Annotated in this window: 17 protein-coding genes; 8 read left to right on the top strand and 9 right to left on the bottom strand. The window is 72.4% G+C overall.

All coding sequences use genetic code 11. From position 1 onward, the window contains the following. The first annotated feature begins 10 nt into the window (after positions 1 to 10). Entirely contained in the window at positions 11 to 649 is a 639-nt protein-coding gene (locus OVA28_RS17275; protein ID WP_268097842.1) for an isochorismatase family protein, read from the top strand. On the opposite strand, the gene OVA28_RS17270 is transcribed toward OVA28_RS17275, so the two are convergent. The 3 genes from OVA28_RS17270 to OVA28_RS17260 all read right to left on the bottom strand — a co-directional run bounded on the left by OVA28_RS17270 (position 642) and on the right by OVA28_RS17260 (position 2251). After that, entirely contained in the window at positions 642 to 1307 is a 666-nt protein-coding gene (locus OVA28_RS17270; protein WP_268097840.1) for a peroxiredoxin-like family protein, read from the bottom strand. The two genes, OVA28_RS17275 and OVA28_RS17270, sit on opposite strands and share 8 nt — an antisense overlap. 174 nt (positions 1308 to 1481) lie before the next feature. After that, on the bottom strand, positions 1482 to 1631 hold the full coding sequence (locus tag OVA28_RS17265) for a hypothetical protein (protein WP_268097838.1): 150 nt from the start codon (positions 1629 to 1631) through the stop codon (positions 1482 to 1484). A 176-nt stretch (positions 1632 to 1807) separates the two neighbouring features. Continuing rightward, positions 1808 to 2251, bottom strand: coding sequence for a hypothetical protein (locus tag OVA28_RS17260; protein WP_268097836.1), 444 nt, complete (start codon positions 2249 to 2251; stop codon positions 1808 to 1810). A 176-nt stretch (positions 2252 to 2427) separates the two neighbouring features. Between OVA28_RS17260 and OVA28_RS17255 the strand changes: the two genes are divergently transcribed. The 3 genes from OVA28_RS17255 to OVA28_RS17245 all read left to right on the top strand — a co-directional run bounded on the left by OVA28_RS17255 (position 2428) and on the right by OVA28_RS17245 (position 4967). Then, positions 2428 to 3117 (top strand): response regulator transcription factor, encoded by a 690-nt coding sequence (locus OVA28_RS17255; RefSeq protein ID WP_268097835.1) that lies wholly within the window; start codon positions 2428 to 2430, stop codon positions 3115 to 3117. Further along, positions 3114 to 4481, top strand: coding sequence for a sensor histidine kinase (locus OVA28_RS17250; protein ID WP_268097834.1), 1368 nt, complete (start codon positions 3114 to 3116; stop codon positions 4479 to 4481). Before OVA28_RS17255 ends, OVA28_RS17250 begins: the two co-directional genes overlap by 4 nt. An 81-nt stretch (positions 4482 to 4562) precedes the next feature. After that, entirely contained in the window at positions 4563 to 4967 is a 405-nt protein-coding gene (locus OVA28_RS17245) for an arsenate reductase ArsC (RefSeq protein WP_268097833.1), read from the top strand. Between the two features lie 25 nt (positions 4968 to 4992). Here OVA28_RS17245 and OVA28_RS17240 read toward each other — a convergent pair whose 3' ends face one another. Beyond that, positions 4993 to 5589, bottom strand: coding sequence for a manganese efflux pump MntP (locus OVA28_RS17240; protein ID WP_194662425.1), 597 nt, complete (start codon positions 5587 to 5589; stop codon positions 4993 to 4995). Positions 5590 to 5795: 206 nt separating this feature from the next. On the opposite strand from OVA28_RS17240, the gene OVA28_RS17235 reads away from it, so the two are divergent. Together OVA28_RS17235 and OVA28_RS17230 are read left to right on the top strand one after the other, a co-directional pair. After that, the gene (locus tag OVA28_RS17235; RefSeq protein WP_268097831.1) at positions 5796 to 7202 is read left to right on the top strand and encodes an LLM class flavin-dependent oxidoreductase; all 1407 of its coding nucleotides are present in this window, start codon (positions 5796 to 5798) and stop codon (positions 7200 to 7202) included. A gap of 4 nt (positions 7203 to 7206) precedes the next feature. Further along, on the top strand, positions 7207 to 7722 hold the full coding sequence (locus OVA28_RS17230) for a GNAT family N-acetyltransferase (RefSeq protein WP_194662423.1): 516 nt from the start codon (positions 7207 to 7209) through the stop codon (positions 7720 to 7722). Here OVA28_RS17230 and OVA28_RS17225 read toward each other — a convergent pair. Further along, positions 7686 to 8282 carry a MarR family winged helix-turn-helix transcriptional regulator gene (locus OVA28_RS17225; RefSeq protein ID WP_268097830.1) on the bottom strand — a complete coding sequence of 199 codons (597 nt, stop codon included), beginning with the start codon at positions 8280 to 8282 and terminating at the stop codon, positions 7686 to 7688. The genes OVA28_RS17230 and OVA28_RS17225 overlap by 37 nt on opposite strands. Before the next feature lie 88 nt (positions 8283 to 8370). On the opposite strand from OVA28_RS17225, the gene OVA28_RS17220 reads away from it, so the two are divergent. Together OVA28_RS17220 and OVA28_RS17215 are read left to right on the top strand one after the other, a co-directional pair. Then, positions 8371 to 9609 (top strand): FAD-dependent monooxygenase, encoded by a 1239-nt coding sequence (locus OVA28_RS17220; protein ID WP_268097829.1) that lies wholly within the window; start codon positions 8371 to 8373, stop codon positions 9607 to 9609. 35 nt (positions 9610 to 9644) lie between these two features. Further along, on the top strand, positions 9645 to 10127 hold the full coding sequence (locus OVA28_RS17215) for a hypothetical protein (protein ID WP_268097828.1): 483 nt from the start codon (positions 9645 to 9647) through the stop codon (positions 10125 to 10127). Positions 10128 to 10194: 67 nt separating this feature from the next. Here OVA28_RS17215 and OVA28_RS17210 read toward each other — a convergent pair whose 3' ends face one another. The 4 genes from OVA28_RS17210 to OVA28_RS17195 all read right to left on the bottom strand — a co-directional run bounded on the left by OVA28_RS17210 (position 10195) and on the right by OVA28_RS17195 (position 14090). Further along, positions 10195 to 10743, bottom strand: a complete 549-nt coding sequence (locus tag OVA28_RS17210) for a VOC family protein (protein ID WP_268097827.1) — start codon at positions 10741 to 10743, stop codon at positions 10195 to 10197. Positions 10744 to 10889: 146 nt separating this feature from the next. Then, positions 10890 to 11654, bottom strand: coding sequence for an SGNH/GDSL hydrolase family protein (locus OVA28_RS17205; protein ID WP_268097826.1), 765 nt, complete (start codon positions 11652 to 11654; stop codon positions 10890 to 10892). A gap of 118 nt (positions 11655 to 11772) precedes the next feature. Beyond that, positions 11773 to 12702, bottom strand: a complete 930-nt coding sequence (locus tag OVA28_RS17200; protein ID WP_268097825.1) for an acetamidase/formamidase family protein — start codon at positions 12700 to 12702, stop codon at positions 11773 to 11775. Beyond that, on the bottom strand, positions 12699 to 14090 hold the full coding sequence (locus OVA28_RS17195; protein ID WP_268097824.1) for an APC family permease: 1392 nt from the start codon (positions 14088 to 14090) through the stop codon (positions 12699 to 12701). Before OVA28_RS17195 ends, OVA28_RS17200 begins: the two co-directional genes overlap by 4 nt. Positions 14091 to 14202: the final 112 nt, after the last annotated feature.

Here is a 14202-nt window from a genome sequence, read left to right as displayed (position 1 = left end):
GGCTGGTGACATGACCACCCCGAACCGTGCCCTCGTCCTCGTCGACGTCCAGCAGCAGTACTTCTCCGGCCCCCTGGAGATCCAGTACCCCGCCCACACCGAGTCCCTGCCCCGGATCACGGCTGCCATCGACGCCGCGACCGAGGCCGGCGTCCCCGTCGTCGTCGTGCAGCACTCCGGCGGCGCCAGCGCGCCGGTGTTCAACCCCACGACCCCCGAGTACGCGCTGCACCCCGAGGTGCAGTCCCGCCGGCAGGACGACTGGAAGCGGGTCACGAAGCAGTTCGGCTCGGTGTTCGCCGGCACCGACCTGCTCGCATGGCTGCGCGAGCGGGACGTCGACACGATCACGCTGGTGGGCTACATGACGAACAACTGCATCATCGCGAGCGCGGCCGAGGCTGAGACGCACGCCATCGCGGTCGAGGTGCTCTCCGACGCCACGGGTGCGATCAGCATCGCGAACGCCGCGGGTCAGGCCGACGCGGAGACCGTGCACCGCACGCTGATGGCGGTGCTGCAGTCCAACTTCGCCTCCGTCGCGACGACCGACCGCTGGGTCGCCGTGCTCGGGACGGACCAGGCCCTCGCCGGTGACGACCTGGTGACGTCGGCGCAGGCGGGCGCCGAGCGCTTCCCGGTCAGCTGAGCACGGCCCGGTCGACCGCGGCCAGGACCGTCGCCACCTCGGTGCGTTCGGTGTAGTCGACCTTGACGTCGACGAACCGCACGACCCCGGCGGCGTCGACCACGACGACCGAGGGGAACGGGATCTGCGCCGTGTGGTCCGCGTTGCTGTCCGCGACGTCGAAGCCGAGTTCGGTGTGCGCCGCTCGTGCCTCGGCGCTCGGCGCGGTCACGATCCCGAGGCGTCCCGCCAGGGCGTTCTCGGGGTCGGACAGCACGGGGAACTCGAGCGCTCCGTTCGCGACGGCCTGTTCCGAGCCCTCGGGCGTCTGCGGCGAGACGGCGATGAGCCGCGTCCCGCGCTCCTGCAGCTCGGGGAGCAGCTCCTGCTGGTACGTGCGGAGCGTGAGGTTGCAGTACGGGCACCAGGCGCCCCGGTAGAAGACCACGACGGCCGGTGCTCCGCCCAGTTCACCGACGAGGGTGGTGGCCGCGCCGGTCGGCGTCAGGAGGTCGGCGTCGGGGACCTGGTCGCCCACGCCGACGACGCTCGACGGCACGCCCGCCGACCGGAGCGCGGACTGCTCGGCGTCGAACACCGCGGACAGGTCGGGACCGATCTGTGCGGTGAAGCCGTCGTTGAAGGTGTCGACCTGGTCGGCGATGGACGGTCCTGGCATGCCGGTCCTCCTGGGTTCGGGATCGGCGCGGGCCGCCGATGAACGGAGCCTAGGCACGCGGTCGAGCGCCCGTCGCGGCGCGTGTCACCGGGCGTCACGGAAGCGGTGTGCGTGCAGGCGGTGGCCGGTGTCGCGGATCGGACCAGGCTCAGAGGCCCGAGCCCCGCCCCTCGGCTACGGGCGGTACTCGTCCCGCTTCTGGTGGTACAGCGCCCGCTGCGACTCCAGGTCGTGCGTGTGCGCGCCGCCCATGGCCCCGATGGTCTTCGCGGCGGACACCAGCCCAGCCGCGACGGCCCTGGCGATGACGATGAGGATCTGCATGACGCCTCCTGTTCCCCGGAACGTACCAGGGGCGCGGCCGATCCGTGCTGTGCCGGTGGAGCGGGGTCGGGTCCGCCGCCCCACCGGCTCGCGCACACCGTCCTGCTAGGTCAGAGCGGGTGCGGACCACACGATGCCCGAGCGAGAGGGGGGAACGCGCTCGGGCACCGCGGGTTCTAGCGGCCTCGTCGGAGCGCCGCCGAGCGCACCGAGAGCCAGATCGAGAGTCCGTAGACGACGAACGCGAGCACGACGTGCCACGGGGTGACCCAGTCCCAGCCGAGCGTGGTGATGCAGTGGCCGAGCAGCCACTGGACCACGGCGAGGACGAACAGCACCGCCGCACCGACGACGGCACCCCGGGCCGCACGCAGGCGGAGGGCACCGACGACCGCGGCGGCGAGTGCGAACACCATCACCGGGTAGGCGATGAGTCCGTGCGCGTCCGTCCAGACCTCCTTCGCCCCCTGCGACAGCCCGTCGGAGATGAACTCCCCGGCGGTGAGCGACTGCAGGAAGACGAACAGGACGGTCAGCCCCACGAGGGCCGCGAAGACGCGACGAGGTCCGGCGGCGACGCTGACGTCGCGCGCAGCGGCCCGGGTGGAGGGAACGGTCATGGGGCAGACGGTAACCCCGCCGGACACGGTCGGCCGGGGTGGCATCGTTCGAAGGTTCACACGAACGCCGGGGCGCGATGCTGGTTGGCTGAGCGGATGCCCCGACCCGAAGCGTCCCGCGCCACACCCGAGTGCGGCGGGCGGCGTCCGTCGGGGGCCGGCGGCGGGGTCTGACCGTGGCGGCGATCCTGGTGGTCGAGGACGACCCGGCGATGGGCGCCCTCGTCGAGCGTGGCCTGACGATCGAGGGCCACACGGTGACGCTCGTGTCCGACGGCGCCGCGGCGCTCCGACACGGCGGGACGGGGTCCTTCGACGCCGCCGCGATCGACGTCATGCTGCCGGACATGACCGGGTTCGAGGTCTGTCGGCGGCTCCGCGAGGCGGGACAGGACCTGCCCGTGATCCTCGTGACCGCGAGGGACGCCGTCGACGACCGCGTGTTCGGTCTCGACTCCGGCGCGGACGACTACCTGACGAAGCCCTTCGCCATCGCGGAGCTGAACGCGCGGATCCGGGCGCAGCTCCGGCGGCGTGCTGCCGGGTCGGCCACGATCGTGCAGGCCGGCGTCGTGCGGCTCGACGTCGTCGCGGTCCGGGCCTCCGTCCGCGGTCGTGACCTGCCGCTCAGCGTGAAGGAGTTCTCCCTGCTGCGCTTCCTCATCCAGGGCTCGCCGCTGCCCCGGTCACGCGCCGAGGTCCTCGAGGAGGTCTGGGGCAGTGCCGAGCACTTCGACCCGACGATCGTCGACCAGTACGTCAGCTACGTGCGGAAGAAGCTCCAGGCGTCCGGAGCGGACCTCGTCATCCGCACCGTCCGCGGCGTCGGCTACGCGCTCGACGTCGAGGCCGAGGCCACCCCGTGACGCCGTTCCGGTGGCTGTCGATCCGGGCTCGGATCACGCTCGGCAGCGTCGTCATCGGCGCCGTCGTCCTGAGCGGCGTCGCCTTCGTCCTGCACGAGCAGATCGAGCACGCGACGCTCGAGGCGGACCGGTCGCTCGCCGCCGGGGACGCCGCGGCCTTCGTCGCCGACCTGCACCAGGACCCGGAGGAGCCGCCGGACATCCCCGCTGCGGACGTCCTGGTCGCGATCCGGACCGAGGGCGGTCGCTGGGTCGCCGACTCCCTGCCCGAGGACCTCCGGCTCGTGCTGCCGCCGGGCATCCCCGACCGCACGGTCACCCTGCGGCTGCACACGGACCGCCGAGCGGCGACGGTCATCGGCACCCCGGTGACGAACGACCGCGGGACGTACGTCGTCTGGGCGGCCCACGACGGTCGGGCCGGCGAGGAGACGGTCGCCAGCGTCGACCGGTCGCTGGTCATCGGCACGCTGTTGGCGCTCGCGGCCTTCGCGGGGACGGCCTGGCTGCTGACGACGCTCGCACTCCGGCCGGTGTCGCGGATGCGCCGCACCGCCGAGCTGCTGAGCACCGGGGCCGTCGGCGGTCACCTGCCGATCGGGTCGTCCCAGGACGAGGTGGCTGAGCTCGCGCGCACCCTGAACGCCTTCATCGACCGGCAGCGGGAGAACACCGAGCGTGAGCACCGGATGATCGCCGATGCGAGCCACGAACTCCGGACGCCCCTCGCTGCCCTCACTGCGCGGCTCGAACTCGCGCACCGGGCAGCCGGGGACGCCGACGCCCTGGAACGCGAACTCGACGCGGCGGAGGTCGACGCCGGACGGCTCGTCGCCCTGGCGAACACGATGCTCGAACTCAGCCGGCTCGACGAGCAGGGCCCACCCCCGGAGACGGCCGCCGCCGACCTGGTCACGGAGCTGATGGGGTCCGTCGACCGGATGCGCACCCTGGCCGGCACCGGCACCGGCGCGGACATCGACTTCGAGGTCGAGGTCCCGGCACTCGGGGAGCGGTACCCGGTCGGACCGGCGGCGTTCGCCCGTGTCGTCGACAACCTCGTCGCCAACGCGGTCGCCGCGGCTGACACCGGTGTCGTCGTGCGGATCACGCTCCTGCAGGACGACACGCACGACCTGGTGCTGCGGGTCGTCGACGACGGTCCCGGCATCGCGGAGGCGTTCCTCCCGCGGGCCTTCGACCGGTTCACCCGCGCCGACCCCGCCCGGCGGTCCGGGCTCGGCGGCAGCGGTCTGGGTCTGGCCCTGGTCCGGGCGACGGCGGAGCGGGGCGGCGGATCCGTCCGGCTGACGAACCGACCGACCGGCGGCGCGGAGGCGGAGGTCCGGTTCCCCACCCGGTGAGCAGCGGACGGGAGGCTCGTGGCGGGCCCGCCACGAGCCTCCCGTCCGGCGGCCGCATCGGATCGGTGCGATCATGCTGTCGTGTCGACCGAGCCCGTCCCCACCGTCCTGTTCGTCTGCGTCCACAACGCCGGACGCTCCCAGATGGCCGCCGCGTACCTGCAGCACCTCGCCGGGGACCGGATCGCCGTGCGGAGCGCCGGGTCCGAGCCGGCCGACCAGCTGAACCCCGTCGTGGTGCAGGCCATGCTCGAGGAGGGCATCGACATCCGCAACGAACAGCCGGCGCTGCTCAGCACCGACGCGGTCGCCGCCGCCGACGTCGTGGTGACGATGGGGTGCGGCGACGCCTGCCCGGTGTTCCCCGGGAAGCGCTACGAGGACTGGGAGCTGACCGACCCGGCGGGGCTCGACCTCGACGCGGTCCGTCCGATCCGCGACGACATCCGGGACCGTGTCCGGGTGCTGATCGCCGAGATCGTCTGACCCCGGACCCGCGGGGCGCGGCCGCTCAGCCGGCGGCCCCGACCGCCCCGAGGGCACCGAGCACGCCGGTGTGTTCCAGCACGATCTGCACGCCGATGAGGATGAGGACCACCCCGCCGACGACCTCCGCGGGACGTCCGAAGCGCGCGCCGACCCGACGCCCCACGACCACGCCGACGAAGGACAGCACGGCGGTCGTGACGCCGATGAGCAGCACCGCCCAACCGATGGACACCGGCAGGAACGCCAGCGTCACCCCGACCGCGAGGGCGTCGATGCTCGTGGCGAGGGACAGCACGAGGAGCTCGCGGACGGGCAGGCGGTCGGTGTCCTCCGCGTCGTCCTGACCGCCGCGGACGGCCTCCCAGAGCATCTTGCCGCCGACGAGCGTGAGCAGCCCGAAGGCCACCCAGTGGTCCACACCGGCGATCGACTTGGCGAACGTGGTGCCGAGCAGCCACCCGACGAGCGGCATGCCCGCCTGGAAGACACCGAACGCGACGGCGATCACGACCGCGTGCCGGACGTCGAACCGCCGCATGTGCAGGCCCTTGCCGAGCGCGACGGCGAAGGCGTCGGCGGAGACGCCGAGCGCGATGAGGAACAGGGCCCAGAACGACATGGGGAGCGCCTTCCGAGGTGGGGGTTGCAAGACTCCGGCGTCTCGGGACGGAACGATCCTGCCATCCCGCTGACGAGCCTCCGACCGGAAAAGGCCTGGTCAGGAGGATTCGTCGCGACGAATTCGCGGCGGAGGCGAGCCGAGCCTCCCGTCATCCTTCGTCACCTTGGGTGCCGGACGCGGTGCGCGGTCGTAGCGTCGCGCTCGTGACGGACACGACGAACCCCACCCGGCAGATCCGCTTCAACGCGTTCGACATGAACTGCGTCGCCCACCAGTCCTCCGGGCTGTGGCGCCACCCGCGCGACCGGTCCAGGGACTACCGCGACCTGACGTACTGGACGGACCTGGCGAAGACGCTGGAGCGCGGGGCGTTCGACGGCATCTTCATCGCCGACGTGCTCGGCACGTACGACGTCTACGGCGGGTCGAACGAGGCCGCGCTCCGCACCGGGTCGCAGGTGCCGGTCAACGACCCGATCCTGCTCGTGTCCGCGATGGCGTCGGTCACCGAGCACCTCGGGTTCGGCATCACCGCCGGGACGGCCTACGAGCACCCCTACCCCTTCGCGCGTCGGGTCTCGACGCTCGACCACCTGACGAAGGGCCGCGTCGGCTGGAACGTCGTCACCGGGTACCTGCCGAGCGCCGCGCGGAACATGGGCCAGACCGACCAGCTGAGCCACGACGACCGGTACGACGTGGCCGACGAGTACCTCGAGGTGCTCTACAAGCTGTGGGAGGGCTCGTGGGAGGACGACGCCGTCGTCGAGGACCGCGAGACCGGCGTGTTCACCGACCCGTCGAAGGTGCACCCGATCGAGCACCACGGTGAGCACTTCGACGTGCCGGGGATCCACCTGTCCGAGCCGTCGGTCCAGCGCACGCCGGTGATCTACCAGGCCGGGGCCTCACCGCGGGGGATCGCGTTCGCGGCCGAGAACGCCGAGGCGGTCTTCGTCGGGGCGCCCACGCTGCCCCAGCTCACCGCGACGGTGACGAAGATCCGGGACGCCCTCGAAGCCGCCGGGCGGGACCGGTACGCGGCGAAGGTCTACACGCTGCTGACGGTCATCACGGACGCCACCGACGAGCTCGCGCAGGCGAAGTACGAGGACTACCTGTCGTACGCGTCCGAGCTCGGCGCGCTCGTGCTGAACTCGGGCTGGATGGGCGTCGACCTGTCGCAGTGGGACCTCGACGAGCCCCTCGGCCAGGTCGACTCGAACGCGATCCAGTCCGCGGCGGCGAACATCTCCGCGGCGACGGGCTCCGACGGTGCGACGTGGACCATCCGCGACCTCGCCCGGCACACGGCGATCGGCGGGCTCGGCCCGGTGGCCGTCGGCGGCGGGGCCACGATCGCCACGCAGCTGCAGGAGATCCAGGAACAGACCGACGTCGACGGCTTCAACCTCGCCTACGCCGTCACGCCGGGCACGTGGGAGGACGTCATCGAGTTCGTCGTGCCCGAGCTGCGGGCCCGGGGTGCCTACCCGGAGGCCTACGTCGAGGGCTCGCTGCGCCACAAGCTGCACGGGCGCGGCGACCGGCTGCCCGACGAGCACCGCGGCGCGGGGTTCCGGGTGCGCAGCGGGGCGGCCGTAGGCTGACCGGGTGATCGAGTCGTCCGTGGTCGTGCGTGCAGCCACCCCGGACGAGGACCCCGCCTGCGTCGACGTCTGGACCGCGGCCGTCGCAGCTCGGGACGGCGTGCCCGAGGACTCCGCGGTGCGGGTCCGGGCCGAGGCGAAGTTCGCGGTCCCGCGGGTGGCGTGCCTGGTGGCGTCAGCGGACCCGACTGCTCTGCTGGACGGGTTCGTGCTCGTCACCGCGCCCGGCACGGGACGCCCGACGGACCCGCCCGACGCCGCCTACCTCTCGCTCCTGGCCGTCCGGCCCGACCTGCAGGCCCGCGGTGTCGGCCGCGCGCTCCTCGTCGCCGCCGTCGAGGCGGCGGGCGCCGCCGGGCACCCCGCGGTGGTCCTGCACGCCCTCGACGACAACCTGCCGGCCCTGCGGCTCTACGAGGCGGCCGGCTTCCGTCCCACCGGTGTCACATTCCCGCATGCCCTGACCGGGAGGCGCACCGCGACCTACGTCGTCGGCATGCCGTGGGCGCCGGGCGCGTGAGCAGCGCCCCGCGCCGCCGTCCCTGACGTCGTCGCCCGATCCGGGTCGGCGTCCGCCGCCGACGGCCGCGGCTGCGCCGTGAGACGGGCGTTCGCGGCTGCGGCCGCGGCGGTCATGCGCGCGAGGAACGCAATCACGACACGGGTCTCCTCGGGGTCGGTGCCCTGCACGGTCTCCGCGATCTCGGACCCGGCGAAGCCGAGGAAGCGGGCGCTCTCGGCTCGTGCCGCGTCCGTGGGGCGGAGGGCGACCCGGCGTCGGTCGGTGCTCTCCCGGTGACGGGCGACGTGCCCGGCGGCCTCGAGCCGGTCGATCAGGATCGAGGTCGCTCCCGAGGTCATGCCGATCAGCCGGGCGAGCCGTGCCGGCGACAGGGGATCGCCGCCCTGCTCCGCCCAGACGATCTGCCCGAGCGCGTTCGCGTCCGAGACCGGCAGGTCCATCCACGTCGACAGGTGCCGGTTCAGCTCGTCGAACGTCACCGCCCAGTCGCGGAGTCGGTGCATCACCGTGACCTGGTCGTCGTCCCAGTCGACGGCCAGGGGATCGAGTCCGGGCATCCAGGTTCCTTTGCTGTGTAGTGTCTTTACTGTAAAGCATGACGGGTGGCGCGAACCGTGAGTCCCGTCCCGCACAGAGGAGCAGCACATGACCGCACGACACGCAGTGATCTCCGGAGCCAGCATCGCAGGCCTCTCGGCCGCCTGGTGGCTCCGTCACGCGGGCTGGGACGTCACCGTCGTCGAACGAGCCTCGGCCTTCCGCGACGGCGGCCAGAACGTGGACGTCCGCGGTGTCGCCCGCGAGGTGCTCGACCGGATGGGTCTCGTCGACGCGATCCGGGCGGTGAACACGACGGAGACGGGCACGGTGCTCGTCGACCGCGACGGCCGGGTCACGGCCGAGCTGCCGTCGGACGGTCCGGACGGGGCCACCGCCGAGCTCGAGGTGCTCCGCGGGGACTTCGCCCGGGTGGTCCTCGACGACCTCCCCGACGGTGTGCAGTTCGTCTACGGCGAGACGATCCAGGACGTCGAGGACGGTGCCGCGAGCGTCGTGCCGGACCGTGTGACGGTCACGACCAGTGCCGGCCGTGTCCTGCACGCCGACCTGCTGGTGGTCGCCGAGGGCGTGCGCTCCCGGACGCGCGACAAGGTCTTCGCGGACGACGGCGACGTGGACGAGCGCGACCTCGGCGTCACGATGGTGTTCGGGACGATCCCGCGCATCCCGTCCGACGACGACCGCTGGCGCTGGTACACCACGGTCGGCGGGCGTCAGGTGCACCTGCGCCCCGACCCGTACGGCACGACCCGGGCGATCCTGGCGCACGCCGGTGTCGACGACCTGGTCGGCCTCGACCGGGCGGCGGTGCTCGCGAAGCTGCGGGAGCGGTACGCCGACGCCGGGTGGCAGACCGACCGCGTGCTCGACGGCTTCGCGGTCTCGGACGACGTGTACCTCGACGAGCTGACCCAGATCCGGATGCCGCGCTGGCAGCGTGGCCGCGTCTGCGTGATCGGGGACGCTGCCTGGTGCGTCACGCCGATGGGCGGGGGAGGTGCGTCGCTCGCGCTCACGAGCGGCTACGTGCTCGCCGCGTCGCTGCAGGCGGTGGACCGCGGGGACGACGCGCTCACGCAGGCCGACCTCGACCGGGCGTTCGGGTCCTTCGACTCCTGGCTCCGGCCGTTGGTCGACCAGATCCAGGGCATCCCGAAGGGCATCGTGCACTTCGCCTACCCGCAGACACGGCTCGGCCTGGCTGCCCGACGGGTCGCGGACAAGGTCCTGATGTCGAAGCTGTTCGCCCCGGTCACGGCGAAGCTCACCCACGTGGCCGACACCGACCGTCCCCTGCCGGAGCTGACCGTCGTCCGATCGTGATCCCACTCCGCGTCTGAGGATGGTTCACTGCGACTGTGAGGTGGACGACGGGCGCACGGGCGAGCACACGCCGACGGCGGGCAGGGGCACGGTGGCGGGCGGCGACGCCGGCGATCGGCGTCCCGGCTCTGGTGCTCGTCCTCGCGTTGTCGGGCTGCGGGGTGGTCTCGTCGGGCGCCTCGGGCTCGTGTGCCGTCAAGGAGATCGAGCTCGGGGAGTCGGCCCTGCACCCCGGTGGTGCCGTCGAGCTCAGCGTCGACTGGATGACCGCGACGTGCGAGGACACGGGCGGCGTGAACCGGACGGCCGAGGACGTCGCGGTGTCCGTCACTCCGGCGTCCACGGGGCACGAGTACGTGCTGGCGACCGTGGACCGGGCGGTCGGCGAGCGGTACACCGTCCGTGGGCGGTTCACCCTGCCGGCCGACCTCCCCCTGGGTGACGCGACGCTCGCCGTGACGTCCCAGATGGGCGACGGCGCGGAGGCGTCCCGGACGGTCACGATCACGGCTCCCTGACGAGCCGCGGCGACCAGACCGACGCCCCTCCGGACCAGCCCGGACCGGAGGGTCGGATCAGGTCGTGTCAGATCGCGAAGGCGATCGTGTCCGTCTCCGACACCGGGGCCCACTTGGGCCGCGGCGCGTGCGCGAGGTACGGCTGCGGCGTCGGGTAGCTCACGATCTCGAGCGTCGAGCCCCACGGGGTGCGGGTGTACACGAACCGGTTGCCGGCGCCCGCCTCGGGACCGCGCAGGTCGCGCGGGTCGGAGTTGCGTCGCCCACCGGCGGCCTCCACCTTCGCGAGGGTCGCGTCGAGGTCGTCCGCGTACACGGCGAGGTGCTGCCAGCCGAGGTCGGACGGGTGCGCAGGGTCGCGCTGGTCCGGGCCCAGGTACTCGAACAGCTCGAGCCCGGGGCCCTCGGGGAGCGCCAGCATGCGGATCGCCCCCTGCGCCATGGACGACGGCATGCCGAGGTACCGATGCGCTTCGGGCGTGCCGTTCGGTGCCTCGTCGCGGAGCCTGATGTCGTACAGGACGACGGCGTCGAGCGCCGCCATGAAGAACATCGTGGCTGCGTCGATGCACGGCACCGTGACGCCCACGTGGTCGATCCTGATTCCCCTGGTCATTCGTGATTTGTAGCAGCGGAGGGGACGCTCCCGTCCGGCTGGACGGGAGCGATGCGTCATCGCTGCGGCAACCCGCATGAGACTGCCAGGACGCACAGCATCGTGGTCCCCCATCGTCGTCCCACACCCAGTTCCGGGGGGTCGGGTCACCGGGTCGGCGGCACGGGTGTCCACGCGGGGAACGTCGCGGAGCGGCCGTCGCCGGAGGACCGCCGGGTCACCCGTCGCCCCACCCAGGGCAGGACGTGCTGGCGGTAGTACCGGAGCTCCTCGGACACCCGGGTGCGTGCGGCACCGGGCGGTGTCGGGACGACGGGTGCGGGGCCGTCGGCGACCGCGTGCAGCGCCAGGTCCGCGACCCGCTGGTGCCCGGTCGCGTTCATGTGCAGGCGGTCGTCCGACCAGAACTCCGCACGCCCGAGGTGGGGGTCGCGGGACACGTCGACGAACGGCAGGTCGAGGCGCTCCGCGAGGCTGCCCAGCGCGTCGGCCCAGGCGTCCCCTCGGTGGTTGATCAAGCTGCCGAGCGGCATCCGCGCGCTCGGGTCGGCCGGGCTCAGCAGGGCGAACCGGATGCCGCGGGACAGGACGCGCTCGATCTCCCGCCCGAGTCGTGCGGCCAGCGCGGCGGGGTCGAACCGTGGCCGGAGCAGGTCGTTCCCGCCGGCGCAGAAGGTGACGAGCGTCGGCGCCGGGTCGAGGGCCAGTGCCGCGTCGAGCTGCCCGTCGAGGACCCCCGCGAGCAGGCGCCCGCGGACCGCGAGGTTGGCGTACTGGACCTCGGCGCCGGTCTGGGCGGCGAGTCCGCTCGCGAGGCGCCCCGTCCACCCGGGGAGGGGCACGGGGTCGGTGTCGCCGATGCCCTCGGAGAAGCTGTCGCCGATCGCCACGTAGCGGATGGTCTGGTCCATGGCCCCATCTTCCTGCACACGCCTGTGCACGTTCCGGTGGTGCCGACGTGGACCGGACCGTCTGGAGGCCCGGCACCGGTCCGACGGACCGGCACCGGGCCTCCGGACGGTCACCTGCTCAGAGCACCGACTTCGGGACCCGGTGCAGCGTCACCGCCCCGACCGCGGCGAACGGGTGGAGCGGGTCCGGCGTGCCGGAGCCCGTCGGGCCGCCGAGCTTGGAGTCACCGACGGCGCTGAGGACCGCGTAGGCGTCGTCGGCGTCCCAGCCGTGCTCGTTGACGAGGAACGCGAAGGCGTCCTCGTACCCGCGCCGCACGCTCTCCTGCACGGGCTCGCCGAGGCCGACGAACAGCCAGTCCTCCGACGTCTCGATGCGCGGTGCCCGCAGCGTGGGGCCGCCCTTGACGAGGTCAACGGACACGACGGCGGTGCCCTGGGCCTCGATGGCGACGAAGGACGACTCGCCCTCGGCCATGAGCGCGTGGATGTCCCCGATGGACAGCAGCGCCCCGGGCACGCGGACGGGCAGGTACACGGTGGAGCCGGGGCGGGCCTCGGTGACGTCCATGTTCCCGCCCTCGGGGAAGGCCGGCATGATCGTCGAGTTCTCGCCCTCGGCCGGGGCCGTGCCGATGCAGCCGATCATCGGTCGGACGGGGAACCGGTGCCGGTCGGACACCTGCACCATCCCGTCCTCGATCGGGCAGCGGCGCGCGAAGACGCGGTCGCCCATCACGTGCTGCAGTGCACCCGAGCCCGGCAACGAGACCGACCAGCCGTGCGTGGTCAGCTCGATCGCGTGGATGGTCACGGCGAGGGTGTCGCCGGGCTCGGCGCCCTCGACGAAGACCGGCCCGGTGACGGGGTTGATCGGCGCCTGCAGCTGCGCCATGTCGTGGTGGTCGTCGAGCTCGGCGTAGACGGCGTCCGTCGTCTCGAAGCCGATCGTCTCGCCGGTGCCGGGCCGGACCGTCAGGACGGGCTCCCGGTCAGCGGCGAAGCCCGGGCGGCCGAGCGTGTTCGGCAGGAGGTGGTCGGGGGTCATCGGATCTCTCCTTCGGCGCCGACCTCGGTGGACCGGCCGGTGAAGCGGTAGTACAGGAACACGAGGGCGCCGACGGCGAGCCAGATGACGCCGCCGACCTTGGCCTCGACGGCGGCGTTCAGCAGCACGTAGCCGATGATCAGGAAGCCGATGAGCGGCACGACGAGGTGCAGCAGCCAGTTGCGCGACTTCCCCTTCACGATGTGGTGCACGAACACCGACACGTGCAGGAGCATGAAGCCGAACAGGGCGCCGAAGTTGACCAGGGACGAGATCGTGTCGATCTGCCCGACGAAGAACAGCACCAGGATCGCGGAGAGCACCGAGACGACGATGATCGCGTTCTGCGGGACCTTCCGGCCGTTGAGCGTGTGCAGGAACGCGGGCAGCTGCCGGTCGCGGCTCATCGAGAAGAGCAGGCGGCTGGTGGCGGCCTGCGCGGCCATGGCGTTCGCGATGCCCACGGCGAGCACATTCACGGCGAAGAACGCGGTCGCCCAGCCGCTCGACGACGCCTGCTCGACGATCGTGAAGAAGGCGTTGCCCGCCTCACTGTCCGAGAAGGCCGCACGGCCCCCGGCGAGGGCGCTGGCGAGCCACGTCTGCAGCACGAACAGGAACGCGACGATGAGGAGCGCCAGGATCATCGCCGTGCCTGCTCCGCCGCGGCGTCCGGTCGACTCCTCGGACAGGGTCGAGATGCCGTCGAAGCCGAGGAAGCTCAGCACCGCGATCGACAGCGCCGACGCGATCAGGGGTGCCGACACCTTGGCCGGGTCCCAGATCTGGTCGGTGCTGAACGACGCGTCCGGGACGGTGCCGCCCGTGAGTGCGGTCACGGCGATGACGACGAAGATGACCACGAAGACGAGCTCGATGAGCAGGAAGATGCGGTTCGCGAGCTTGAGCGACGACACCCCGGCGAGGTTGATCACGGTGTTGACCGCCACGAAGACGAGCGCCCACAGCCACCGCGGGGTGCCGGGGAAGATGCCGACCATGCTCTCCGCCGCGAAGACGTAGAGCAGCGTCGGGACGAGCAGGTAGTCGAGCAGGATCGCCCACCCGGCGAAGAACCCGGCGGTGGGGTGGATGCCGCGGCCGACGTAGGAGAACACGCTGCCGGCGAGCGGGATCGACTTCGCCATCTGGGCGTACGCGAGGGCGGTGAAGATCATCGCCACGAGTCCGACGACGTAGACGAGCGGCACCATGCCGGACGAGGCGTTGTAGACGGTGCCGAAGATCGCCCACGGGGCGATCGGCACCATGAAGACGAGCCCGTAGATGAGCAGGTCGGTGGTTGAGACGGAGCGTTTCAGCTCCTGCTTGTAGCCGTAGGCCTCGAGCTGCTGCTGCGCGGAGAGCTCGGTGTGCTGCTGCGACATGACGGTTCCGTTTCGGGTTGAGGGACGGTGCGGGGGCGGTGCGGGGAGCGGCGGTGCGGTGGAGCGGCGGTGCGGTGGAGCGGCGGACGGGAGGCGCGTGGCGGGCTGCTGG

It is taken from the genome of Curtobacterium sp. SL109, from assembly GCF_026672405.1.
GTDB lineage: Bacteria > Actinomycetota > Actinomycetes > Actinomycetales > Microbacteriaceae > Curtobacterium.
This window is presented reverse-complemented; position numbering and strand designations above follow the sequence as displayed.